Below are 25,006 nucleotides of genomic sequence, written 5' to 3'. Positions count from 1 at the left end.
GCAGGTGCAACGCTAACCGAGCGTGAACCCGGAACTGGTGAGTGTCCATAAAGGCGCGACGACGGCAGCCACGACAAGCACGATCATAAGGATTCGTAATGCTTTATCGCGGCGTTTAGGTCGAAGTACCGCGCCGGCGACCCACAGCGCTACAAACAGGGCAACGAGGGAGGCGCTGCCAAGAAGTGCGGGACCCGAGCGTGCATCAGGAGCGCAGCTTGGTGGCGCGGGGTAAATTGCCGGGCAAATACTGGGGAGCGATTGGGCGACCCAGATCAACAAAATTGAGACGGCGGCGATCATGGCAGCTGTCACCGTCCAGCGCCATAAAGCTCGCGCTTTAGCCTGATCATCCGCTGTGGTCGTCATGGGCTCAGAGTAACGGGGAAATACGTTGGCATGTAGTTCGTGAAAGCTGGATAAAGTTCTGCCCGTACGCCGTACGCCGTACGCCGAACGTCTTGCGGGACGGACTTATCGTGAGCGCTGTGCGAGGGTCCGGAACTGGCTCGAGAAGTGATTTTCCTGAAGGACGTGCATCGCATAGCCAGGCGGAACGTCGTCGGTAGTCAACGGGGAGCCGGGCTCACGTATCTCTTGCAACAGGACGCCCGCCGACCGAATTCCGGGGGCGATCACGAGCGGCTTACCGGCGAACGTCGTAGCGAGCGCCGCATGGGTGTGCCCACACAGCACGGCAACGATTTGCTCATGCCGGGTGATGATGGCCTCGAGCGCCCCGCTATTGTGCAGGAACAAGCCATCGACGGCCGCGTGATAGAGCGGCGTGGGTGGTTGATGCATCACGAGCACAGCCCGTTCGTCTCCACTCAAGGCATCAAGTTGGCGCGCCAACCACGCAAGGATCGAATCGGTCACCTGGCCATACCCGTGGCCGGGCACGGTGACATCCAGCAAGATAATGACGAGCTGCCCAAGCCGATGGACTTGGTGCATCGACCCCGGAATCGGCGGAGATAGTCCAAAACGGGACGCAAATGCCACACGGTCGTCCGTGTTGCCCGGGCAGCAAAACACCGGAACGCGCATTGACAGCGCAGCCAGCAGGGACTCGAGGTTTTGAGCGGCCAACACCGTCTCATCGGCAGGAGGAAGGCTGCCCGCGCTCTGAGTCAGGTCGCCGCTCACGATGACAACGTCGGGCCGAACAGCGAGCCCTCTCAGATGATCGGCAACCTGCGTCAATCGACTGAGGGCCTCGGGGCTACCATCGAGGTGCGGGTCAGACAAATGCGCGATGACTACCAATTGTCAGCTCCGATTCACTCTCGACGGTCTCGGTAGCCCCATCGGCTTTCTGAGCCTACCGAGCTTCTACCGAACACTGATGGGAAGTGACGTAGCCGAGCACCGACACGATCACCCTGAACACCAGCAGCTCAACCAAACGCACCCGGGCGTTCGACACGGCATTCAGCGAGGGCACCCCACCACTGGGACGTTGAGCCTGGGACGGTTGGTCACGGATTCTTCCGCACCGAAGAGGCAGTTTCGCGCGAGGAACATCTTGCGGTTCACTTGTGATCTCCATCAAATAGGATCGCCCTATGACCACTCACTGCGCCGTTCCGAGCGCGGAGTTCGCTTTTGCGGGTCCCCTGAGGGACCGGCTCATCGCCGCAATCTTGGACGGCACGAAGACCTCCACAAGCTCGACGCTGCTGGAGTACTCGAGAGAGAACGAACCGCTGCCGGTCATCGGGGCCAGGCAGACGGTCGTGGATTCCCACAATTCAGCGGTGGCTATCATCCAGACGATTGCTGTCGAGATCACTCGACTTGCCAACGTCGGAGTCGCGCATGCGCGCGATGAGGGCGAAGGATTCGTCTCCGTCGCCGCCTGGCGCACCGTTCACGAGGCCTTCTGGCACAGCACGGAGTTGCGGGCGGGCCTCAAGGACCCGACCTTCACGGTCGACGACGACACGCTCGTGGTGCTGGAACGGTTTCAGGTGATCCAATCGCACGGCCACACGGCGCGGTAATCCTAGTGCTCACACAATTTATTGAGGTTTCCCGGTGGACTGGCCAGCCAGAAATCGGCAGCCGTGGAGCTTTATCACCGTCTGTGACAAAGAGCACCGCGGAGCGGGAATGTAACTGTATCGTCCAACAGCCTGACCGGAATGCCTCTCTCGGCTATGCGTGCGTATCCATCAACGACCAGGATTTCGAGCTCAAAAGGGTGTCCTGGTCACTCTCAGCAATACCACCAAAATGACGATCACCGATCAAGATCTCACCGGAACGAAGCGTGCCCGGCAGGTCTTTTCGAGCGGCTTGAGACGCACAGCCAGGACCACACCGACCGCGACTAAACTAGAGGCTTCGGTTTAAGGGGTGCGTGCGTGATCGACCAGGAGCTTGTTCGGGAACAGAACTATGTCCAGTCGCTGTATGAGCGGTTGGATGCACTGGCGGAAGAGGCCGAACATCAGCTGATCGAGGTGCGCCGCCTCGACGTGGGCGGCAACCACCAGTCCCGCAGCGAACGCGATACTTTTGCCCGTCTGTATGAGGACCGCATCGTGCAATTGCGCGAGGTCGACGATCGGCTCGCCTTCGGCCGGCTCGAAACCATGCCGGACGAGTCGGGCGACTCCGTCTATCGCTACATCGGGCGGGTCGGACTGCGTGATACCGACCACAAACCCCTATTGCTGGACTGGCGGGTGCCACAGGCGAGCGCTTTCTACCAGGCCACCGCAGCCACGCCGCTCGGCGCGCGGGCTCGCCGTCATTTGCTGTCCAAGGGGCGCAGCATCATCCGTATCGAGGATGAGATCCTCGACGCCACCCTGCTCTCTGACCCTTCGGCCATCACGCACCAGGGTGAGGGCGCGCTGCTCGCGGCACTCACGGCGCAGCGCACCGGGCACATGTCCGACATCGTCTCGACCATCCAAGCGGAACAGGACCGCATCATCCGCTCTGAGCTGGCCGGCATTCTCGTCGTGCAGGGCGGCCCAGGTACAGGCAAAACCGCCGTCGCTCTGCACCGCGCCGCCTACCTGCTGTACACGCACCGGGATCGACTGCGTGACAGCGGCGTGCTCATCATTGGTCCGTCACGCTCGTTTCTGCAGTATATCGAGGCCGTACTGCCGTCGCTCGGTGAGACCGGCGTCGTGTTGGCGTCGGTCGGGCAGCTGTTTCCCGGCGTCGAAGCGACAATAGAGGATGCCCCGGCCGTCGCGGCTCTGAAGGGCCAGTCGTTCATGGCCGATCTCCTGGCACGGGCAGTGCATTCCCGGCAGCGAATGCCTGCCGCCGCGCAGGTGATCGTCGCTAACGGCGATCGCATCGTGTTGCAGCCGGAGCTGGTCTCCCAGGCGATCGCGCGCGCTCGAGGCACCGGCAAGACCTACAACGAGGCCAGGGTCACATTCGTGAAGATGGCCATCAACGCGTTGTCCCGGGTGTGGCTCGAGCAGCTGCAGCAGCAGGGTCGGTCGATGGACGACACCGACCTGCCTATGCTGCGCGAAGACCTGCGTCTGGCCGACGATGTGCGAGTTGCGCTGAACACTGCCTGGCTGCCGCTGACGCCGCAAAAACTGCTGCAAGACCTCTACGCCCGGCCACAGTGGCTGGAGGAACTGACCCCGCGCTGGCGTTTCGCCCAGCGCAAACTATTGGCGCGCCCGCGCGACGCCGAGTTCACGATCGCCGACATTCCGCTGCTTGACGAGGCGGCCGAGCTGCTCGGTGAATACAACGCCGTCGACCAGGCGAAGAAGCGCGCGCTCAAGGAACAGCACAAGCGTGACGTGGAGAACGCCGAAATCGCGATCGAGAACATGCAAGTGAAAGGCCTGATCAACGCCAAGGACCTCGCCGCTCGTAGCGCCGAACTCGACGAATGGGTCACGACCAGTGAGCGAGCCGCACGAGACCGCAGCTGGACCTACGGCCACGTCGTCATTGACGAAGCGCAGGAACTCTCCCCGATGCAGTGGCGGCTGGTGTTGCGGCGTGGTCCGCGTCGGTCGTTCACGATCGTCGGCGACATCGCGCAGGCGGCCAGCGCTGCGGCATCCGCTAGCTGGAAGGAGGCGTTGCAGCCGGTACTCGACGGCTCACCCGAGGCCGACCGCTGGCGGCTCGAAGAGTTGACCGTGAACTATCGCACGCCGAGCCAGATCGCCACCGCAGCCGAAACCGTCGCGATCTCGCACCATCTGCCGATCACGCCTTCGCGCACCGTGCGGTCGAGCGAGTGGCCGGTCGCGACGGTAACGGATGCCGCGGTGGCGGTGCGCCGTGACCGGGCGCTGGGCGCCGGCGGCACCCTCGCCGTGATCGTCGTCGACGCCGATCTCGACGCCCTGGAAACAACTCTGCGCACAGAATTCGGCGACCTGCTCGGCGTCGGTGCGCTCGGCCTGAGCCGGGAGATTGCGCTGCTCACTCCGCGGGACGCCAAGGGGCTGGAGTTCGACGCGGTCATCGTCGTCGACCCGGCGGCGATTCTTGCGGCCTCGGAGCGTGGCGCGGGGGCACTCTATGTCGCGATGACCCGCGCTACGCAGCGGCTGTACCTGGTCGGGGAAGCTCCGCTCGGTGCTGCGCTCGGCTGACGTTCGGTGGACGTGCGCAACCGTGGAGAATCGGCCAGGAAGAGGGCGGATCGCCTCGTTCTTGCTTCCTGCGGGTGAGATCTCCGCAGTTGTGTACCCTGTCGCCCAGACGCGCGCGGCCGTGGCTTAATCAGGAAATGCCGTAGCTGCGACGGTTCCGACCCGCGGCGCGGTGCGACGCCCAGTCGCGCACCCGACGAATCTCCTGAATTAGCCACGAGGAACGCTCGTGCCGCTGGCCGTTCGGCCGGGTCGGCTAGCGTGGAGCTATGACATTGGAGTCTCACCCCACGCCCTTTTCCAGCCTCGACGATTACGTGGCGCTGCCCCGCGTGGAGAGTCTCGCCCTCTCGCCCGACGGCCAGAGGGTGGTGCTGACCGTCGCCACCCTCACCCGCGACCAAACGAGCTACGAGCGGGCACTCTGGTCGGTGTCCGCCGATGGCACCGGCATTCCGACCCGCCTGACCCGGTCGGTGAAGGGCGAATCCGGGGCCGCGTTCACGGCCAGTGGCGACATCCTGTTCGTGTCCGCCCGCGCCGATGCCGCCGCTGACAAACCCGACAAACTCGACAAAGACGCCGAGGCCGCCCAGCTCTGGCTACTGCCAGCCTGTGGCGGTGAAGCCCGTGCGATCACTCGCCTAGCCGGGGGAGTGTCCGGCATCGCTGCGGTGACCACCGTCGCGACCTCGCTCGTGATCGCCGCCGACCTGCTGCCGAGCGCCGCTGACCTTGAAGCGGATGCCCTCGCCCGTAAGGAGCGCACCGAGAAGAAGGTCGTGGCCATTCTGCACGAAAGCTACCCGGTGCGGTTCTGGGACCACGACCTTGGGCCCGCCGAACCGCACCTGCTCGCGCTCGACCTCGCCGACCTGCACGACACAATCACGGGCCCCGTCAGTAGCACCGAAGCGGATGCCCCCGCTCCCTACCCCGCCGACCTCCCTCGTCCCCGAGACCTCACGCCCAGCCCCGGCCGCACCATGGATACCGCCGGCCAGGCCCTGACCCCCGATGGATCCACGCTCATCGTGGCCCTGCGGGTCGCCGAGCAACGGTCCGGCCGCTACGTGCTGGTGTCGCTCGACGTCGCCACCGGCGCCCAGACCGTACTGTTCGACGAGCCCAAGGTCGACTTTGAGTCGCCGAACGTGAGCCTCGACGGCCGACAGATCGCCTTCGTCCGCTCCGCTATGAGCACCCCAGTGGGCCCAGCCGACCAGGAACTCTGGGTCGCCGACCTCGATGGCGGCCACCCGCGTCGCCTCGCCGCCGACTGGGACCGCTGGCCGACCAGCCTGATTTTCGACGCGCCGCACGCCGTCGGACCGCACGCTGGCGTCACGACTGCGCTCATCGTCACCGCCGACCATGACGGGCGGGGTCCGATCTTTCGTGTGCCGCTCGACGGCGGCGCGCCCGAGCAGCTCACCACTGACGACTTCAGCTACACCAACGTCTGCGTTGACGCCCAGACCGGCGACCTCGTGGCGTTGCGCTCGTCCTGGATCGCGCCAGCGCATCCCGTTCTCATCGGCCGATCCGGCACCGTCACGATGCTGGCCACACCCGCCCCGCTGCCCGATGTCCCCGGCACGATCACCGAGGTCGAGACCCGAGCCGAGGATGGAGCGCGGGTGCGCGCCTGGCTGCTGCTGCCTGCGGGAGCCGCGCAGGAGCATCCGGCCCCGCTGTTGCTGTGGATTCACGGTGGCCCGCTGAATAGCTGGAACGCCTGGAGCTGGCGGTGGAGCCCGCTGCTCGCCGTGGCCCGGGGCTATGCGGTGCTACTGCCCGACCCTGCGCTGTCGACCGGATATGGCCTCGACTTCATCGCGCGCGGCTGGAACGCTTGGGGCGCCAAGCCCTATACCGACCTCCTTGCGATCGTTGATGCCGCCGAAAAGCTCCCTGAGATTGACGAAACACTCACAGCGGCAATGGGCGGATCCTTCGGCGGCTACATGGCGAACTGGGTCGCCGGCCACACCGACAGATTCCGCGCCATCGTCAGCCACGCGAGTTTGTGGTCGCTCGATCAGTTCAACGGAACCACCGACGACTCGCAGTACTGGCAAAGCATTTTCTCGGCGCAGGGCATGATCGACAATTCGCCGCACCGGGCGGTGCGTGACATCGTCACACCAATGCTCGTAATTCACGGAGACCACGACTACCGGGTGCCGATCGGCGAAAGCCTGCGACTGTGGTCGGAACTCGCCGAGCACCATGCGACTGCTAATGGAAGTACCCAGCACAAATTCCTCTTCTTTCCCGACGAGAACCACTGGGTGCTGGGGCCCCAGCACGCGGTGGTCTGGTACGAGACCGTGTTCGCTTTTCTCGACCAGCACGTGCAGGGCGCCGACTGGAAGCGGCCGCGCCTGCTCGGCTGATTAGGTCAGGAGCACCCGGCCGCGTCGGTTAAAGTGGAAATCCGGAAGGGAACGAGCTAGTGAGTAACATTGCAGGCGAATTGGCGCGGGTACGCGAAGCCTTCGACAAACCCACGCTGCGGCTGCTCGACCGCAAGTGGGCACCCTTCGTGCTCGCGGTGTTCAAGAGCTCGTTCAGTCGTGACCGCCGCAGTGTTTCCTGCGAGGCGCTGCACACCCAGGTGGATGCCTACCTCGCCGACCTCCGCAGCATTGGCCTGAATGCGCCAGAGAAAACGGGTCGCGCTCTCTGCGTGCAGTGGATGAACGACCTCTGGCTCTACCGCGAGATCAGCGACGCGGGGCAGGGACCGGAGGAGCACTACTCGCTCACCAGCCACGCCCTCGAAGCCCTGCTGCTCGTCGACGGTCTCGCCCGAGATCGGGCGCTAATCAGCGAATCCCGCCTCACCACGATCGTCGACACGGTGCGTCATCGCGCCACCGAAGCCAACCCAGACCGCGAGGAGCGGGTGCGCCGCCTCGACCAGCAGATCCACGAGTTGACCAGCGAACGTGACCGGCTCTCCGACGGCGGCGACATTGCGCCGGCCTCTAACGAGCAGATGCACGAGGGCTACGCCAACCTCATCAACCTCATTCAGCAGCTGCCGAGCGACTTTAAACGGGTCGAAGAGTCCGTCGCGGCCATGCACCGCCAGATCGTCAACGACTTTCGCGGCGAGGACCGCCCGATCAGCGAAGTCCTCGACGACTACCTCGCCAAAACGGATACCCTCATGTCGTCGACCGCGGAGGGTCGCGCCTTCGAGGGCGCGTTCACCCTGCTGCGCAACGACGCTCTGCTGCAGGGGCTGAAAGCTGATCTCGAGACGATTCTGCTGCATCCGTTCGCCCTCGAACTCAGTCGCACCGAACGCCGCAGCTTCATGAGCACGGTCACCCTCATTCGCAAGGGCATCGACGACGTGCTGACCCAGCGCAAGGGGCTCACTACCACTTTGCGCGAACACATCGTCAACCACGACGTCGTGAAAGACCGCGAGCTTGAACGTGTGCTGCGCGACGTGAACCGGGAGCTCGCGACCTGGATGCAGACCGCCGGGTCCCGTTCCGCCGTCACGGCTGAACTCATGCCGGGCACCCTCGACGTGGAACATCTGCACGAACGATTCTACGATCCGGTCGCCCACCGCGCACCGCCCGCATTGGTCGATGTGTCCGACGCCGCGCCCGCGGCGCCGAGCCTCGATGCCCTGCGCCAGCAAGGTGGGCCGCTGCTCGAAGAACTGCGCGACGCCCTCGTGGCCGCTTTCGCAACGGGGGAGGCGGCGTCCGTGGGCAGCGCTTTTAACGGACTCGACGCGAGTCTGCGTCGGCCGGTCGAGATTCTCGGCCTGCTGCAGCTCGCCGCCCAGCTCAGTCCGGGAGCGGCGGGTCTGGAGCGCTTTGAAACGGTGCGACCGGATGGCTCAGTGCGTTTCTTCGAGGTGCCGCGCCTCATTTTGACCGACGACGACACGGCGGCTTTGGCCGCCCAGAATTTGGGTTCTGAGAATGATTGACGACCTGGCCGACACCGGCATCGACAGCGACCCGGCCAGCCTCTCGCTGTTCGAGGGGGATGAGGGCGGCCTGAGCGTGGAGCAGCGCCGCACGCTGGTGCTGCTGCTCAAGCACCGCTATATTTCGTCGGCGCTGCAGCCGGCTGAGTGGCAGACCCTGCTGGAATCGCAGAGCCTGCTTAAATCGCGGCTCAACGACGTCTTTCTCGACCTGCACGTTGACCTGCACTACGAGATCGCCTTCAAGCGGCAGGCCCTCGCGGAGGGCGGCGAACGCTTTCCTACCCTGCTGCACGACGTTGCCTACAGCCGCGAAGAAACCATTCTGCTCGTGCTGCTTCGCCAGCGCTTTCGCAGCGAACGCGCCAACGGCCTCGAAATTGTTCTGGTCGACCGCGACAACCTGGTCGACAACGTTGCCCATTTTCGGCCGGAGCACGCGACCGACCTGTCCGGCGACGCGCGCAAGGCGACGGCCGCCGTCGACAGCCTCGCCAAGGCGCGGGTGTTGCTGAAGACCAGCGACCCCGACCGCTTTCGCATCTCCGCCGTGATCGAAGTACTGCTGCCGGTGGAGCGCCTGCGCGAGTTGCTGGAGTGGTTGCGCACCGAAAATAACGAACCGCTGATGGAGCCTTTGGTATGAACGATTCCCCGCTGTTCTACATCGATGGCGCCACCGAGGGCACCACCCAGTGGCGCGCCGAATCGATGCAACTGGTCAACTGGGGTGGCTTTCATGGCCACCACGAGATCGACTTCAATGCCTCGGCCACGCTCGTTTCCGGGGCCTCCGGCACCGGCAAGAGCAGCATGCTCGACGCCTATCTCGCCCTCATGATGCCCTCGGACACCCCGTTCAACGGCGCTTCGAATGACGCCGGCTCCGGCCGGGCGCGCAGCGTCGACCAGCGCAATCTGATGACCTACCTGCGCGGTAAGACCGACGCCAACCGCGAAGCCGGCACCGACGAGCTGACCGACCAGGTGCTGCGTGGCGCAAAGGCCGCTACCTGGGGCGCTATCGCCATGACCTTCGTCGACGACAACCAACGCCGCTTCACCGTGCTGCGGGCCTATTTCGTGCCGCGCGGCGCCAACAAATTCGCCGACGTCACCATGAAAATGGCCACGACAGATGGATGCCTTGACCTGCGCGACCTCGCCGCCATCGCCGAGAATCGGTTCGACAGGCGCGCCCTGAAGGCCCACTTCGACGGCCTCGACGTCTTCGATACCTACGCGGCTTTCGCCCAGACGCTGTACACGCGGCTCGGCATCGGCGCCAACGGTGAGGGCAGCAAGGCGCTGCGCCTGCTCGCCCGCATTCAGGCGGGCCAGCAGGTGAAAACGGTCGACGGATTGTACAAGTCGATGGTGCTGGAAGAGCCAGCGACCTTTTCGGCCGCCGACAAGGCCGTCGACCACTTCGAAGATCTCGAGCGCTCCTACGGCGCCATGGTAACCGAGGCGCAGAAGGCGCAGGTGCTCGAACGCCTGCCCGATCTGCACAGTGCCTATGAAGTGTCGACCGCCAAGGCTGACCTGGTCGACACCTTCGGCGTGCACCGGGCCGGTGATACCCCGTTCGTGCTGTGGCAGTTGCAGACCGAGCAAGCCTTGCTCGAGACCGCTGCCGACACCAACCGGGTCGCTCGCCGGGACAACCAGGTGGCCCTGAGCTGGGCGAGTGACGGTGAAACCACTCTGAAAAACCGGGTGGCCGAGTTGCAACAGCAGCAGCGTAACAATGGCGGCGACGTGCTCGAACGCCTGCAAAACGAACTCGCCCAGCTGCGCAACCAGCACGATGACGTGGCTCGGGAGCGCGCAGGCTTCGACCATCGGGTGCAGAATCTCGCCCTGCAGGTCGACTCGCTCGCTTCCTTTGCGGCCGCCCAGCGCGCCGCCGAGGAATTCGCCGCCGGGTTCGCCGCCGCCGAGGCTACCCTGGAGGCGACCCGCACTGCGCTACAACGCGAGTCGTACCCGGTGGAGGAGGGCATCCGCTTACTCAAGCAGGAACGTGCCTTTCTGACCGGACGCGAGAGCCTCGTACCCCAGCAGTTGCACCAGGCCCGCCTGCTGATTGCCGAAGCTGCGGGCATTCCGGTCGATGAGCTGCCGTTCGTCGCCGAACTGATCGATCTCGCCGCCGGTGAAGAGCAGTGGCGGCAGGCCGCCGAGGTAATCCTCGCCTCGGTCGTCAGGGTTTTGCTCGTCGATGAGACCCGGCTCGCCCAGCTCAGCGCGGCGATCGACCCACTGCAGCTGCCGCTGCGCATCCACTTTGCGGGTGTCGCGCTAAAGCCGCACGTCGTGGCCGACGGCGACGCCCGCTACGTGTCGGGCAAGCTCGACGTCAAGGACTCGCCGTTCAGCAGCTGGGTACAGGCGCGACTTCGGAGCACCAACCTCGACGCCCTGTGCGTGGCCAGCCCGTCCGAGCTGGGGGGCGCAGGCGCACGGGTGACTTCGAGCGGGCAGACGCGCAATGGTTCCCGAGGCGCCCACGGCGTGAACGCGGGTCAGAAATCGATCATCGGATTCTCCAGCCGCGCCAGGCTAGACGACATTGCGTCGGAACTCGCAGTGCAGGGACGGGTAGCCGATGCTGCCGCTGGGCGAGCATCTGGTGTCGCGGACGGTCTCGTTGATCTTCGCAACAAAAAAACCGCTCACCAGCATATTCTCGACACCGACTGGTCGACCATCGACGTTGCGGCTGCCGCTGAGCGCATTGCGGGCAAGAAATCCGAGCAAGAACGGATGCTCGCCGGCAGCGATATTCTGCGCGCCCTGAACGATGAAGAGGGCCGGCTGGCTCTCCAACTCGATGTCGCAGGGAAGCAGAAGCACGCGGCCGACCAGACCAGCGCAACGCTCGCCGCAGAGCAGAGCAGCATCGTTGACGCGCAAGACAGAGTCAGTGGGAGACTGGACCAGATCAGACAGGACGACGCGCTCGTGCTCGCGGCCGAGCATGCCGCACACCTGAGTGAGCAGTTCGCGCTGGTCACCGACCCGAGCGATTTCGCCGGCTTTCCCGCCGGCCTGAAACGCCTGCGCGAGCGGTTGATTGCGCAGTCGACGCAAGACCGAGATAGCGCGGCACGTGATCGCGCGACCATGATCGGCATCTTCGAGTCCTTCCAGAGCCGCTGGCCAGACCCGAACATCGGCGTCGCGCTTGAATCAGTCGCGAGTTACACCGACATTCTCGACGCGATCCGCACCCTCGGCCTGTCGGAGCGGCGGCAGGAATGGAAACGCCGGCTCTCCGCCTGGAGCGGGCAAGACCTCGTGCCGCTCACCGGCGCTTTCAACTCGGCGATCGAGGAGATCGAAGACCGGCTGCGACCGATCAACGAGATTCTCGCGACACTACCGTTCGGCGCGGGCCGGGACCGCCTACAGATCGCCCTGCGGCGCCTTCACCGAGACGACGCGACCGCGTTCCGCAAGGAACTCAAGGTGCTTGCTTCGGGCGCGACTGAGCAATTCACCGATGATGAAACCGAGGATCGCTTCACCCGGCTGCAGCGGTTCATGGCTTTGATTCGCCGGCCCGACGGGCTGAACAACTCTCAGCGGGACCTGCTGCTCGACGTGCGCCAGCATGTCGAAATCACCGCAGTGCGCGTGACGTGCGAAGGCGTAAAGGTGAGTACTTATTCCTCCCTCGGCGGCAAGAGCGGTGGCGAGTCGCAGGAACTCGTGGCCTTCGTCGTCGGCGCCGCCCTGCGCTTTCAGCTCGGCGATGAGAGCCGCACCCGGCCGCGTTTTGCCCCGGTCTTTCTCGACGAGGGTTTCGTGAAATCCGATGCCGAGTTCGCCGGGCGTGCGGTCGCCGCATGGAAGGGCCTCGGTTTTCAACTCATCGTCGGAGCTCCGCTCGACAAGGTCACGGCCCTGGAACCGCACATGCAGTTGGTGCTCTCGATCACCAAGAACACCGCCACCGGTTACTCCTATATCACCCCGTTGGCATCCCCGGAGGTACTTATGGCCGAAGCGTCGGCCGTGTAGTCCGGTCGGCGCTTCGTGCGAAAACGCACGTATACCAAAGCGGCGTTCGCCGATGAGGTGCCTCGTTGTTTTGCTATCCCTGCACGCTGTCGGGCCGCACTGGCTTGGGCGTAGCATGTTTGCATACCGGTCCGAGATTCATTCTCAATGGCTTGGGCTGAACTCACCAAGTACCTTGGACTGGAGCAGAAACGTGACCACAATGCGGCGACTCCATCGCAATCCCAGTTTCCGAAACCCCACCTTCTTCTCAACCTGGTTGCTGTGGAGCGTGGGATTTCTCGCGTTCCCGATCGCGGGTTTCGCCGGCACGGCCGTCGGAGGGCGCGTGAGTAACCCCGTATCGGCCCTTATCGGTGGCGCGGTTTGTGGGGTCGTCATTGGCTTCGGTCAGGTTCTGGTCAGTCGGCGTCGCCTCAATCCGCTGAACTGGGTTCCGCTGACCGGAATTGGTTTGGGTTTGGGTCTGCTCCTGGGCTCGACGGTGGTCGACTATCGCACGACGCTTCCGGAGTTGGCCTTGATGGGAGCGATCACCGGGATCGTGCTCGGTGCCGCGCAGGCCGTGGGGTTACCGCCGCGCACGCGCCGACGCTGGCTGTGGACCCTGGGCATGGCCACGCTGTGGGCGCTCGGATGGACCGTGACGACGTTGGCCGGGGTCAACGTTGAGGCACAGTTCACGAATTTCGGCGCCATCGGAGCGGTAACCGTCACGGCGCTGTCCGGACTCCTCCTACATTTCCTGCTGCCGTTTCATCCCTCGTCAGGCCTGTGGTTGCGCTCACGCCCCATCAGTACCGCGCCCTGATGCGCAAAGCGGCCTGTCACACGTCACAACCCGAACGGGGCGCAATTACCGGCTTATGCTCGCGCCTCCAAGAGGCGGGTGTTTAGCCGTGCTGCAGAACTTTTTCGAGCACCTCGAGATGTAGGTCGTCGCGCCTGGGTATTCCGAAGCGTGTGTCGAAGTGAAAGGGTTTCTGCACGCCGGTTCGCTGGTAGCCTCTCCGCTCATAGAACGCGATGAGGGAGTCTCGCACATTGATGACCGTCATCGTCATCACGGTTGAATCCCATTCCGAGACAGCCAGGCGTTCAGCTTCGGCCAGGATACGTTTGCCATCGCCCTGGCTCTGGCCGGTCGGTCGCACGGCGAACATACCGAAATAGGCCGTATCGCCCACATCCTTCGCGATATGCGCGCACCCGACCAGCTCGCCTCCGCGTTCGCCGAGAAGAACGAGGCTGTCAGCGCGACTGAGGTCTCCACGAAGTACGTCGGCGTCGAGGCGCTGCCCGTCGATGAGGTCGGCCTCACAGGTCCAGCCCTGGCGGCTCGCGTCGCCCCGATAGGCGCTTGTCACCAAGACCAGTAAGACCGGAACATCATCGGTCGTGGCGCGACGAAAGGTTAGCGGGTCCATTTGACCCACAATATCGATGGCGGGCATACTCCTGCTATCGCTTTGACGGAGGCTGGACCGCAACCCGGCTGCGCCAGGCTCGCCACGCATCGGTAGCCCAGAGCGCCCACAGCACGAGCAGCGGCTGAAAGGCGAGGCGGATGCCCCGCGACATATCTGAATTCAGTCCGAAGGAGTCAGTTGCCGTGACGAACTGTGAGATGTTGCCGGGAAAAATTGCCACGAAGAACGCGGTGACGACCCAGCCGACGGGTACCCGCCACCGGTGCAGAGTTAGCAACGCGATTCCCAGTATTATTTCGGCTATTCCGGAGAGTACGACGACCAGGTCGGCGTCCAGCGGAACCCAGGCCGGAACCTGAGCCTGGAATGCCTCCCGGTTGAACGTGAGGTGGCTGATTCCAGCCAAAAGCAGTACTGCGCCGAGGGCCAGCCGGCCGAGCAGTCGTGGCAGCGAGCGGCGCGAGCGCGATGCGGCCCCGCCAGTTTCCGGAAAAGTCATGTGCATTGAGTGTAAGTGTTCAGTCGAGCGTTTGACCAGGACGCCACCAATCATGGTGCGCGCATCGAATCGCGGGTGAAACGACCGAGTTACTGGGCGTGTCTTTGAACCCCGGGCCCGGAACATGTTGAGGTTACGGCATCGGCGTCGGCCTGAGCGCGGCTGCTACTGGCCGAGCAAGCGGGCGAAGAAGCCTCCAGTAGATTTCTCCTTGACGTGGCCCTCGCAGCGCTGGCTGCGCGGCACATTTTTCATTACCTGGTCGACGTGCTGGCCGCACCCGGCCCAGGTGGTCTTCTGGCAGGTCTTGCAGGTGACAGCTCTGCACATAATGGGCGCCTTTCGTTGGGGAAGAATCTCTACATTATACCCTTGGGGGTATAAATCAAATTCTTCGATTGAGAACGGATGCTGCCACCAGTGTCGGTGTATCGTCGCCAGCGACGACCGTATGGCCGACAAGAAGACGACGAGAGCGGTGCCCCATGAGCAGCGACCCCCCAATCGACGACGTCACCGACGACGATATCGAGATCACGCACTCGAAAGCGTGGGCAGCCGGCGTACCGGGAGTGCTGAACTCCCTGAAACCAGCGATCACCCAGATGGGCGCCCGGCGGGGGATGCGGGCTCTGCTGGCGATGAACCAGAAAGACGGCTTCGACTGCATGAGCTGCGCCTGGCCCGACCCGGGCCAGCGAAAGACTTTCGAGTTCTGCGAGAACGGTGCCAAGGCGGTCACCTGGGAGGCCACCCCGATCACCATTCCGACCAACTTCTGGACCGAACATTCCCTGACAAACCTGCGGGACAAGAGCGAATACTGGCTCGGCATGCAGGGCCGTTTGGTCGAACCCGTCTACAAGCCCGCCGGCAGCGACCACTACCGCCCGATCAGTTGGGCCGAGGCCTTTCAGGTGATCGCCGCCAAGCTCAAGGGCCTTGACTCGCCCGACCAGGCGGCGTTCTATACCAGTGGTCGCGCCTCCAACGAGGCCGCCTTCGCCTACCAGCTGTTCGCGCGCGCTTACGGCACCAACAACCTGCCGGACTGCTCCAATATGTGCCACGAATCGACGGGCTGGGCCATGGGCCAGACCGTCGGCATTGGCAAGAGCACGGTCAGCTACGACGACTTTGCGAAATCCGATCTGATCATCATCATGGGACAAAACCCCGGTACCAATCATCCGCGCATGCTCACCGCGCTCGAAGAAGCCAAAGATGCTGGCGCCCAGATCGTCGCCATCAATCCGCTGCCCGAGGCTGGTCTGCGCCGCTACAAGAACCCGCAGCGGGTGCGCGGAGTCATTGGCCACGGCACCGATATCGCAGACCAGTTTCTGCAAATTCGCCTCGGCGGCGACATGGCATTGCTGCAGGCCGTCTCGAAGCGGGTGCTCGACGCCGAGGACGCTGCCCCAGGAACCATCCTCGATCAGGCTTTTCTTGACGAACACTGCCACGGGCTGATCGAGCTGCGCCAGCATCTCTCCCAACTCGATGAGCGGATGGTACTGGCCGCGACCGGCCTGCGCGCGGCACAAATCGACGAATTGGCAAAACGCTACCTGGGCGCTGATCGGGTGATCATTACCTGGGCGATGGGGCTGACGCAACAGAAAAAAGGCATCGAGACCATCAAGGAAATCATCAACCTGCTGCTGCTGCGCGGCAACATCGGTAAACCCGGTGCCGGTGCCTCACCGATTCGCGGCCACAGCAACGTGCAGGGTGACCGCACAATGGGCATCTGGGAGCAGATGCCGCCGGCCTTCCTCAACGCCCTGCAAGCCGAGTTCGGTTTCGACCCGCCACGCAAGCACGGCGTTGATTCCGTCGACGGAGTGCGTGCCATGCGCGACGGAAGGCTGAAGGTGTGGCTGGGGCTTGGCGGCAACTTCGTCTCTGCCATGAGCGACACCGGCATTGCTGAAGCCGCCATGCAACGCACCGAAATGAGCGTACAGATCTCTACGAAACTGAATCGCTCGCACGCCGTAACCGGCAAGGAGGCACTGATACTACCGACCCTGGGGCGCACCGAAATCGACGAGCAGGCCAGCGGGGTGCAGTTCGTCTCCGTAGAGGACACGGTCTGTGCGGTGCACCCCTCGTGGGGAAAGATCAAGCCGGTCGCACCGAATCTACTCTCGGAGGTCGCGATTATTTCGCGCCTGGCAAGCTCTGTCCTCGATGACCGAGTCGCGGTCGATTGGGCGGGTTTCGAGGCCGACTACGACCGCATCCGTGACCACATCGCCCACGTGATCGAGGGGTGTGAAAACTATAACGAACGCATCCGACAGGAGGGCGGATTCATGTTGCCGAACGGACCGCGGGACTCGCGCACGTTCAACACTCCAATCGGCAAGGCCATGCTGACCACGAACACCCTCGAGTATCTCGAACTACCGGCAGGGCGGCTGGTGTTGCAAACGCTGCGCAGTCACGACCAGTTCAACACAACCATCTACGGCCTCGATGACCGCTATCGCGGCATTAAAAAAGGTCGCCACGTGGTCTTCATCAACAAGAAGGACCTGATTGCCCTCGGTTTCACCGACGGCGACCTGGTCGACGTGCACAGCGAGTTCAGCGACAACGTCGACCGTGTGCTGCGAGGATATCGGCTCGTCGCCTACCCGACACCGCGCGGCTGCGTTGCCGCGTACTACCCGGAGGCGAATGTGCTCGTGCCCCTCGATAGCGTCGCCGACGGGAGTAACACGCCGGTGTCGAAGGCCGTCATCATCCGGCTGGAGCGTGCGGCCTGATCGTGAACGTTATTGCGCAGTGTTCACCCAGCCGGTTTTGTCGGGACCTTCGGTCGGGGGCTGCTGACAGACAGTGATGACAACTTCCGCTGCCCGGGCAATGGCCGTCTGCGAGGACATCGCCGAATTGGCGGCCGCCAGACCGGCTGCGTAGCCGACCATGAACGTGGTGATGGGGGCGGCCATGGGGCTGACAGCGTGGGCGGCTTCAGCGGCCACGTTCAGCACGAGATGGTTGTCTACCTCCAGGTCCAAAATCTGGAGGGCCTGGCTGAGTCTGCGGGTCCACTGATTGAGTATCTGTTCGTCAACCTCGTCGCGGTTCACAGCAGCTCCTTCATTAGTCGGGTACATCGGATGCCAAGCTGGTTTGAGGGTAACTCGACCCGTGAAATCGTGAGTAACGATTTTTCGCTAACAGCTACCACCCAGTGGTGCCCTCGGCACCCTTGTACGGCCCGACAATCTTCGTGGTGATCCAACCACCGTAATAGTCGCCGTCCTGTGCCTGCACCGTTTCACCGTCGACGGTGCAGCGGTGCATCGCCCCCGGGTAGATCGCGACGCGATCGGCCAGCGTTTCGTAACCCAGGGTGGGCGTGGGGTAGAACCAGGCAGCCCGTGCGCGCGAGCCCACCGAGAGGTAGCCGGCGATTCCCTTGTATTCGCAGTAGCTATGGCCCGGTGCGGGTTGCAGCACACCCGGTGCGAGTGCGCTACGCGGCAGGTAGTACACCGGCGGATGGCTGGTCTCGAGCACCCGCACGACATCACTCGTGTCGGCGATGGTCACGCCGTCGAGTTCAATAGTGACGTGTTCACCGGTATGTTCGACGCGGGGCGGGCGCGGATAGTCCCAGACGGATTCCTGGCCGGGGCGTACAGGGTCACGGTTCACTCGCTCAATCATGATTCGATGCTAGGTCGGCAACCTGCGAGGACGCGTTGTGCTTGCTCCGGGTTCGATGGTCGCAGCAGGGGCACGGCGTGTGCCGCAACGAAACCGGCCATGGCCAGCGACACGCCGACCAAAACGAGTATGAGCACGGCCGAACGGGTGAGCAGTACCCCGCGGTCATGCAGGCGGGTGAACTGACCAGAACCGACCAGCGGCCGAATCGGGCGGCGACGATGACGGCCTGGACCGATGACCAGGTGTCAGCGAGGTAGGCCACGAAGACAAGGCCGCGCGAGGTTTGATGCGTCAGGTAGGACCCGTGACTTTATTCCTACCGTGTGAACAACATCGCGCGCTGCAGCGTGACCGATGTGTGCGGGCTGAGAGCGTACCTCGGTCATTGTGCACACGGAATATCTTTCTGGGGTGAGTGGTTTCCTCTCCACGTGCACGCAGTTAGGTATGTTGACCATGACAACTCCGACTTCCCGGCTAGCCTCCATTGCGGGCCGGAAACATTTGTAGGACGGCCACTGGAAAACTGGATCTATTCACGTATCGTCGCACGCACATTTCTAACCAGGAGAAACACCAATGACTGCAGTTCCCACCATCACCCTCAACAACGGTACGAGTATTCCGCAGCTCGGTTTCGGAACCTACCAAATTACCCCGGAGACGACGAAGGCGGCGACCCGCGCGGCTCTTGAGGCCGGCTATCGACACATTGACACGGCAGAGATGTACGGTAACGAGAAAGAGGTCGGTGAGGCCGTCGCAGAGTCTGGGCTGGACCGGTCTGAGATCTACGTCACGAGCAAGCTCAACAACGGGTTCCATGACCGTGTCGATGCTCTTGCCGCTTTCGATCGCACCCTGGATGCCCTCGGCTTCGATCACCTTGACCTCTTTCTCATCCACTGGCCGCTCCCGGCTGTTGGAGACTTCGTCGAAACCTGGAAGGCAATGGAGGAAATGCAGCGATCCGGCCGCGTTCGCACCATTGGCGTGAGCAACTTCCAGCGCGAGCACCTGCAGCGTCTGCTCGACGAGACCGACACCGTGCCGGCCGTCAACCAGATCGAAGTCCACCCGTACCTCACGCAGGATTCGCTGCGTGCATTCAACACCGAGCACGGCATTGCAACCGAGGCCTGGTCGCCGCTCGCGCAGGGAGCAGTTCTTTCCGACCCGGTGATCCTGGCAATCGCCGACCGCCTCGATAAGACTGCTGCCCAGGTCACCCTGCGCTGGCACCTGCAGCGGGGTGACATCGTCTTCCCGAAGTCGGTCACCCGCAGCCGAGTCGACGAAAACTTCGCCCTGTTCGACTTCGTTCTCACCGAAGCAGATGTTGCGGCGATCACTGCTCTGAACCGCGACGAGCGCACCGGCCCGAACCCCGACCAATTCAACTACATCCCGTAGCCGCCGGAAGCGACAGCTGAAGGCTGGCGCGGCCAAAAAATCTGGCTAAAGTGTGCGCATGAGCTCTGATGCAGTGGTTCTGATGGTTGCTGGCCCGCATGGTCCGCGCGATGTGCGCGTGTCCAGCCCGAAACGGGTGCTCTGGCCCGAACCGGGAATCACCAAACTCGACCTCGCCCACTACCTCATGGAGGTGGGCGAGGCGTTCGTGCGGGCCAACGGCGGCCGTCCGTTGTCACTGCAACGTTTCAGCGGCGGCATTGATGGCGAGCAGTTCTTCTCGAAGAACCCGCCCAAGGGCGCGCCTGACTATGTGCGGGCCGTTCCCGTGATCTACCCAAGTGGGCGCACGCATCCGCAACTCGTCATCGACGAACCGGCCGCCGCAGTGTGGGCCGTGCAGATGAACACGATCGTGTTCCACCCGTGGCCGTCCCGGGCCGAACTCTCGGACAATCCCGACGAACTGCGCATCGATCTGGATCCGCAGCCGGGCACGGGCTTCTCCGACACCATTCCGGTCGCTGTCGAATTGAAGAATCTGCTGGCCGAGGCCGGTCTGACCGCGTTTGTGAAGACATCCGGAAATCGCGGACTGCACGTGTTCGCGCCGATCACCCCGACCTGCGAATTTCTTGACATGCGACACGCGGTCATTGGCGCGGCGCGCGAGTTAGAACGACGGATGCCCACCCAGGTGACCACAAACTGGAGGAAGGAAAAGTGCGGCGAGCGCATCTTCATCGAAGATAACCAGGCCAACCGTGACCGCACCATGGCCGGCGCCTACAGCCCACGGCCGCTGCCGCACGCACCGGTGTCCGGTCCGCTGGGGTGGAGCGACCTCGCCTAGGCCGACCCGCATACGTTCACTATTCTCACCCTGCCGACCCGTCTGCGGGAACAGGGCGACCCGTGGGCCGCCATGCACGAGCAGCCTGGCTCGATCGACACTCTCTATTCGTGGTGGGAACGTGATTTGGCCGGCGGCCTCGGCTAGCTGCCGTTTCCGCCGGACTTTCCTAAGATGCCGGGGGAGCCGCCGCGGGTGCAGCCCAGCCTCGCTCGCCGCCCCGACTAGCCCGAAGTGACTAGTTCACAATCCGCTCGTCGGGCAGCGGTGCCTCGGGTGGGGTACCGGTGCCGAACGGGCGGCCACCGAGCTCGGCCCGAGAGTGCGGTGCCAACCAGGCGGCGGCATCCGGTCCCTTTGGCACGATGCCACTGGGATTGATGTCTACGTGCGTCACGTAGTAATGCTTCTTGATCTGGTCGAAATCGATCGTGTCACCAAAACCGGGCGTTTGGAACAGGTCGCGGGCATAAGCCCACAGCACCGGCATCTCGCTGAGCTTGTTTCGATTGCACTTGAAATGCCCGTGATACACCGCGTCAAAGCGTGCCAGAGTCGTGAACAAGCGGATGTCCGCCTCGGTAATCGTGTCGCCCACGAGATACCGCTGCCCGGCCAGGCGTTCCGCGAGCCAATCCAGTCGGGCGAAGAGGGCGTCGTAGGCCCGCTCATACGATTCTTGGCTGCCGGCGAAGCCGCACTTGTAGACACCGTTGTTGACGTCGTAAAAGATCAGGTTGGCGACCTCGTCGATCTCGGCCCGCAGGGCTTCGGGGTAGAGGTCGGGGGCGCCGGCCCGGTGGTGCTCCGTCCACTCGGTCTCAAAATCAAGGGTGATTTGCGGGTAGTTGTTGGTGACGACCTTGCCAGTCTGTACATCGACGATCGCCGGTACGGTGATACCGCGCGGGTAGTCGGGAAAACGGGCGAAGAAGGCCTGCTGTAGGCGTTCAATGCCGAGCACCGGGTCGAGCCCGTCGGGGTCAAGGTCGAAGGTCCAGCTGTTCTTGTCGTGGGTCGGCCCGGGCAGGCCGAGCGAGATGACGCCCTCGAGGCCGAGCAGGCGGCGCACGATCGTGGTGCGGTTCGCCCAGGGGCAGGCCCGCGCTGCGACCAACCTGTAGCGACCCGCCTCGACCGGCCACCCGTCCCGGCCATCCCGCGTGATGCGGTCCTCGATGTAATTGGTGTCGCGATTGAAGTCCAGGCCGGGCTTGATATAACTGGGGTTCAGGCTCATGCCTCCACGCTACGCGCCTCAGGCGGTCCCTAGACCGCTTCGCCGAGCTGTTCGGCGATTTCGACGTCGGTGCGGGCGTCGATGATGCCCCACATCATGTGGGTGGGGCCGCTGCTGTCGCTCGGTTCGGTGCGCGGCCGGCTGGCCCAGCCGTGCGCAACAGCGGCGGCGCCGAGGTGCTCCAGCGAGGCGCTGATGCGCGTCTTGCGAATCTTGCCGGCCAGTACGCTGCCGTCGGGCGCCTGACGCCAGCCGCGTTTGTGGGCGATCACGCGAGCTATTTCTTCGTTGGTCAGCCAGCGCGAAAAGCTGCGGGTGGGTGGGTCGATGGCAATCAGCTTCATGCCGACACTGTACCCGCCCGCCCGCCCCCGGCACCTCGTCAGAGACGCGGATCGGGGCAATACTCACAGCATCAACCCGACATAGCAGGAGAACAAACCCTGAGCAGTTGCCTAAGCGGTACCTCGGCTTTCGCGACAACGCGACCGAGAAGGACAAGATCATGCACTCCGGGCTGACCACTCCGAGCTGATTCTCGCTGATGGCCTCCGACCGCCCCAAAGCAGGGGACTCCCCGCGAGCAGCAGCGTTACCGTCTCCCTCAGCGGTGAGGACGAGGTCGAACTGACCGGGTACTGGGAGAAGCGGGTGAGGTGGGTTCTGTCACGATGCCGCTCAACAAAGCGGTCTGGGCCGACAGTCTCGGCATGGTGGGCGACAAATCTGGCATCAACTGGATGATCAACATCGCCGGTGTCGCTGCCGAGTTCGCGGTCGCCTCGAGCCCGGTGACGCGGAATTTCGGGACGACGTCACCCGGTGACTTGTCGGTACGTCGGCTAAGAAAAATTTCTGCGCGCGACGGTGTGCGTCGACCTAGGCTGAGCCCGTGAAGAACTCATCGGCGACACACATCGCTCGCGACGCGAGTAACAGTTCGGCGCTGCAACTGTTGGCACGGCTAGGGTTCGCCGTCAGCGGGCTGCTGCACGTTTTGATCGGGTCGATCGCGATCAACGTGGTGATCGGTGCAGGCAGCGGCTCCGCCGACCAGAGCGGGGCACTCGCCCAGCTGGCTTCAGGCCCGGGTGGGGTGTTTTTGCTCTGGATTGTCGTGGTCGGCATGTTCGCTCTTGGGGTGTGGCTAATCGTCTCCGCATTCATGATGCAGGGCGAGTTGAAACGTAAATGGGCGCGTCGTCTGGCCAACTTTGCCAAAGCCATCGTCTACATCGCCCTTGGGACTACGGCGCTGACCTTTGCCCTGGGCGGTGCGTCCAGCTCGGCCGGCAGTACGCAGAGCGCGAGTTCGTCGCTTCTATCCTCGCCGGGCGGCGTCATCGTGCTGTTCCTGGTCGGTGTGGCCGTGCTCGGTGTCGGCGGCTATTTCATCTACAAAGGTGCAGCGCAGAAGTTTCGGTCAGACCTCGCCGTGCCGAGCGGATTGGTCGGCCGCGCGGTCATCGCCCTCGGCGTCGTCGGCTACGTCGCCAAGGGCATTGCGCTCGCCGTGGTCGCGATCCTCGTCGGCGTCGCCGCGGTCACCAATGATGCCAGCAAATCCACCGGGCTCGACGGGGCGCTTAAGGCTCTCGCCGCGCTGCCGTTCGGAACCATTGCCCTGATTCTGATCGGCGTAGGCCTGATCGCTTACGGCCTCTATTGCTTCGTTCGCGCCCGCCGCGCCCGGTTGTAATCCGCGGGAGGCCTGACGAGTGTTCTAGGCGATCTCCCACCGAGCAGCACGAGCGAGATCGATAGTGAGGCGAGGGCATCCGTTGCCAAATGGTAACCAAGATAAAGATGGCTGATCGCGGCGAACCCGGTTCCGACCCGGCCGACGTAACGCAGGCCCGTGTCGGTGGGAACCCCGAGTAGCAGGGATCCGATTGTGCCCGACCGGATGCCCTTGCCGGGCCGCCAGCCGCCGACCACGACCTCCTGGGTACGGAAGTGTTTGATTTTCAGCCAGTCTCGCGACCGGCGCGCGTGCGAATCAGGGCGAACCGGGCAGTGCCGCCGAGTCCGGCGTCGGGTTGGCCGTGTAGGGTCACGATCACCTCATCATCGAGCCACTTTTCGAGGTCGGAGTCACCGCGATCCCAGATCGTAACGTCGCCGGCACCATATTCTCCAGCCGGAATATTTCCCTCGAAGCTGCCGTATTCGAGCGGATGGTCCTCCACGTGTACCGCAAGCCGCTTCTGGGTCGGTGACACCGGCACGTTGCGCGGCAGAGCCCACGACACCAGCACCCGTCGTGTTCGAGCCGGAAATCCCAGTGCAGGCTGCGGGCATGATGCTCCTGAATGACGAAACTGTGTCCGGCTGTGTCGCCCGAAACGGATGCCGGCACTGGCTCCGCGTTTTACTCCCGTCGCGCTTGTCGCGGTACACCGTGAGGCGGTCCGGAGGGACGAGGTCGGAGGCGGTCTCCCTCGCCGTAGGCTCGAATGACCCGGCACCGAGCTGTGCGAGCGGGTCGTTCCGCTGCTTCAGGCGGGCGAGCACCTGCTTGTAGTCGAGCTGTTGCAGTTCGGTCGAGGTGAGCTCCTTCCAGGTGCGCGAGGTTGCGACGATCGGATGGCTGCGCCCGCGCAGCGACTACGGCGTGATCGTGGTCTTCGCGGCGTTGTTCTGGCTCCAGTCGACGAACACCTTTCCTGGTCGTAGGTGTACGACAGGTCGAGCGCCGCATATAAGTGGATGCCCTTGCTCCCGCTGGTCACCGGCATCGCTTCCAGCCCCATGTCCTGCAGCATTGCCCGGGCCCAGCGCACTACCTCGGCGCCCTCGAGCAGCCCGACGCCCGGTCCGGGGTCAAGATCCAGCACGAACCGGTCCGGATTGCGCGGAGTACCGGTGCGGTCGAACTACCACTGCGGCACATGAATCTCGAGGGCGCACATCTGGCCGAGCCAGGTCAGCGTGGCCAGGTCGCTGATTAACGGGTAGCTGTTGACAGGGTCCCTGTGCTGGATCTCGCGCCGTTTCACCCAGCTCGGCGTCGCCGCTTCGAGGTTTTTCTGAAAGAACACCGGGCCGGGGTCGTCGAGCGTTCCGACACCGTGTACCCAGCGTTTGCGGGTGGCCGGCGATTGGCCGCGTGCGGAATCAGCACGTCGGCTATGGCCGCGTAGTAGCCGCGTGCGTCGGCCTTAGTGGCACCCGTTTCTGGATACAGCACTTTGTTCAGGTGAGTGAGCGTGATGCGGTGTCCTTCGACGGATGCCACCGGGATGCCGGCGTTCATGCGTCAACTGTGCTCCCAAATCTTGTGGTCG

The 25,006-nt window shown here is 63.8% G+C and carries 21 protein-coding genes and 2 pseudogenes; 12 read left to right on the top strand and 11 right to left on the bottom strand.

All coding sequences use genetic code 11. The annotated features are described in order from the left end of the window. Positions 1 to 12: 12 nt before the first annotated feature. Positions 13 to 369: a hypothetical protein gene (locus CXY71_RS20610; RefSeq protein WP_146072752.1), complete on the bottom strand. Its 357-nt coding sequence runs from the start codon at positions 367 to 369 to the stop codon at positions 13 to 15. A gap of 105 nt (positions 370 to 474) precedes the next feature. After that, a complete protein-coding gene (locus CXY71_RS05715) occupies positions 475 to 1,251 on the bottom strand; it encodes a metallophosphoesterase (protein WP_255412622.1) in 777 nt (258 codons plus the stop codon). Positions 1,252 to 1,568: 317 nt separating this feature from the next. On the opposite strand from CXY71_RS05715, the gene CXY71_RS05710 reads away from it, so the two are divergent. From CXY71_RS05710 to CXY71_RS05680, 7 genes are all read left to right on the top strand, one after another. Continuing rightward, positions 1,569 to 2,006: an ASCH domain-containing protein gene (locus CXY71_RS05710; protein WP_104134699.1), complete on the top strand. Its 438-nt coding sequence runs from the start codon at positions 1,569 to 1,571 to the stop codon at positions 2,004 to 2,006. Positions 2,007 to 2,369: 363 nt separating this feature from the next. Next, positions 2,370 to 4,601, top strand: a complete 2,232-nt coding sequence (locus tag CXY71_RS05705) for a UvrD-helicase domain-containing protein (RefSeq protein WP_104134698.1) — start codon at positions 2,370 to 2,372, stop codon at positions 4,599 to 4,601. 269 nt (positions 4,602 to 4,870) lie between these two features. After that, the gene (locus CXY71_RS05700) at positions 4,871 to 7,000 is read left to right on the top strand and encodes an alpha/beta fold hydrolase (protein ID WP_104134697.1); all 2,130 of its coding nucleotides are present in this window, start codon (positions 4,871 to 4,873) and stop codon (positions 6,998 to 7,000) included. Positions 7,001 to 7,059: 59 nt separating this feature from the next. Beyond that, a complete protein-coding gene (locus CXY71_RS05695) occupies positions 7,060 to 8,565 on the top strand; it encodes a DUF3375 family protein (protein WP_104134696.1) in 1,506 nt (501 codons plus the stop codon). Then, on the top strand, positions 8,558 to 9,211 hold the full coding sequence (locus tag CXY71_RS05690) for a DUF4194 domain-containing protein (protein WP_104134695.1): 654 nt from the start codon (positions 8,558 to 8,560) through the stop codon (positions 9,209 to 9,211). Before CXY71_RS05695 ends, CXY71_RS05690 begins: the two co-directional genes overlap by 8 nt. After that, positions 9,208 to 12,594 (top strand): ATP-binding protein, encoded by a 3,387-nt coding sequence (locus CXY71_RS05685; protein ID WP_104134694.1) that lies wholly within the window; start codon positions 9,208 to 9,210, stop codon positions 12,592 to 12,594. Before CXY71_RS05690 ends, CXY71_RS05685 begins: the two co-directional genes overlap by 4 nt. Before the next feature lie 328 nt (positions 12,595 to 12,922). Beyond that, complete coding sequence (locus tag CXY71_RS05680) at positions 12,923 to 13,405, top strand: hypothetical protein (RefSeq protein WP_146072751.1); 483 nt, start codon at positions 12,923 to 12,925, stop codon at positions 13,403 to 13,405. An 82-nt stretch (positions 13,406 to 13,487) separates the two neighbouring features. On the opposite strand, the gene CXY71_RS05675 is transcribed toward CXY71_RS05680, so the two are convergent. The 3 genes from CXY71_RS05675 to CXY71_RS05665 all read right to left on the bottom strand — a co-directional run bounded on the left by CXY71_RS05675 (position 13,488) and on the right by CXY71_RS05665 (position 14,853). Then, positions 13,488 to 14,048 carry a GNAT family N-acetyltransferase gene (locus tag CXY71_RS05675; RefSeq protein WP_233198163.1) on the bottom strand — a complete coding sequence of 187 codons (561 nt, stop codon included), beginning with the start codon at positions 14,046 to 14,048 and terminating at the stop codon, positions 13,488 to 13,490. A 7-nt stretch (positions 14,049 to 14,055) separates the two neighbouring features. Further along, positions 14,056 to 14,523 carry a DoxX family membrane protein gene (locus CXY71_RS05670; RefSeq protein WP_104134692.1) on the bottom strand — a complete coding sequence of 156 codons (468 nt, stop codon included), beginning with the start codon at positions 14,521 to 14,523 and terminating at the stop codon, positions 14,056 to 14,058. A gap of 165 nt (positions 14,524 to 14,688) precedes the next feature. After that, positions 14,689 to 14,853: a hypothetical protein gene (locus CXY71_RS05665; protein ID WP_104134691.1), complete on the bottom strand. Its 165-nt coding sequence runs from the start codon at positions 14,851 to 14,853 to the stop codon at positions 14,689 to 14,691. 155 nt (positions 14,854 to 15,008) lie between these two features. On the opposite strand from CXY71_RS05665, the gene CXY71_RS05660 reads away from it, so the two are divergent. Further along, positions 15,009 to 17,300, top strand: a complete 2,292-nt coding sequence (locus CXY71_RS05660) for an FdhF/YdeP family oxidoreductase (protein WP_104134690.1) — start codon at positions 15,009 to 15,011, stop codon at positions 17,298 to 17,300. Positions 17,301 to 17,309: 9 nt separating this feature from the next. On the opposite strand, the gene CXY71_RS05655 is transcribed toward CXY71_RS05660, so the two are convergent. Continuing rightward, positions 17,310 to 17,627 (bottom strand): DUF6457 domain-containing protein, encoded by a 318-nt coding sequence (locus tag CXY71_RS05655; RefSeq protein WP_233198164.1) that lies wholly within the window; start codon positions 17,625 to 17,627, stop codon positions 17,310 to 17,312. A gap of 94 nt (positions 17,628 to 17,721) precedes the next feature. Beyond that, on the bottom strand, positions 17,722 to 18,210 hold the full coding sequence (locus tag CXY71_RS05650; protein WP_104134688.1) for a DUF427 domain-containing protein: 489 nt from the start codon (positions 18,208 to 18,210) through the stop codon (positions 17,722 to 17,724). A 582-nt stretch (positions 18,211 to 18,792) separates the two neighbouring features. Between CXY71_RS05650 and CXY71_RS05640 the strand changes: the two genes are divergently transcribed. Then, positions 18,793 to 19,626, top strand: a complete 834-nt coding sequence (locus tag CXY71_RS05640; protein WP_104134686.1) for an aldo/keto reductase — start codon at positions 18,793 to 18,795, stop codon at positions 19,624 to 19,626. A gap of 58 nt (positions 19,627 to 19,684) precedes the next feature. Further along, positions 19,685 to 20,707 (top strand): annotated as a pseudogene (locus CXY71_RS05635) (DNA polymerase domain-containing protein). 10 nt (positions 20,708 to 20,717) lie between these two features. Here the strand turns inward: CXY71_RS05635 and CXY71_RS05630 are convergent. Together CXY71_RS05630 and CXY71_RS05625 are read right to left on the bottom strand one after the other, a co-directional pair. Next, positions 20,718 to 21,719, bottom strand: a complete 1,002-nt coding sequence (locus tag CXY71_RS05630; protein ID WP_104134685.1) for a glutathione S-transferase family protein — start codon at positions 21,717 to 21,719, stop codon at positions 20,718 to 20,720. A gap of 29 nt (positions 21,720 to 21,748) precedes the next feature. After that, positions 21,749 to 22,063, bottom strand: a complete 315-nt coding sequence (locus CXY71_RS05625) for a hypothetical protein (RefSeq protein ID WP_104134684.1) — start codon at positions 22,061 to 22,063, stop codon at positions 21,749 to 21,751. A 312-nt stretch (positions 22,064 to 22,375) separates the two neighbouring features. On the opposite strand from CXY71_RS05625, the gene CXY71_RS05620 reads away from it, so the two are divergent. Together CXY71_RS05620 and CXY71_RS05615 are read left to right on the top strand one after the other, a co-directional pair. Next, entirely contained in the window at positions 22,376 to 22,615 is a 240-nt protein-coding gene (locus tag CXY71_RS05620) for a hypothetical protein (protein WP_104134683.1), read from the top strand. Further along, positions 22,612 to 23,418 (top strand): DUF1206 domain-containing protein, encoded by an 807-nt coding sequence (locus CXY71_RS05615; RefSeq protein WP_104134682.1) that lies wholly within the window; start codon positions 22,612 to 22,614, stop codon positions 23,416 to 23,418. The genes CXY71_RS05620 and CXY71_RS05615 overlap by 4 nt, the downstream gene beginning before the upstream one ends. Here the strand turns inward: CXY71_RS05615 and CXY71_RS21870 are convergent. Next, on the bottom strand, positions 23,382 to 23,657 hold the full coding sequence (locus tag CXY71_RS21870) for a hypothetical protein (RefSeq protein WP_104134681.1): 276 nt from the start codon (positions 23,655 to 23,657) through the stop codon (positions 23,382 to 23,384). The two genes, CXY71_RS05615 and CXY71_RS21870, sit on opposite strands and share 37 nt — an antisense overlap. Before the next feature lie 53 nt (positions 23,658 to 23,710). Beyond that, a pseudogene (locus CXY71_RS21430) lies at positions 23,711 to 24,975 on the bottom strand (DNA polymerase ligase N-terminal domain-containing protein); the annotation flags it as partial. Between the last annotated feature and the right edge of the window lie 31 nt (positions 24,976 to 25,006).

The sequence above is a fragment of the Cryobacterium sp. Y62 genome (assembly GCF_002929785.1).
Classification (GTDB): Bacteria; Actinomycetota; Actinomycetes; order Actinomycetales; family Microbacteriaceae; genus Cryobacterium.
This window is presented reverse-complemented; position numbering and strand designations above follow the sequence as displayed.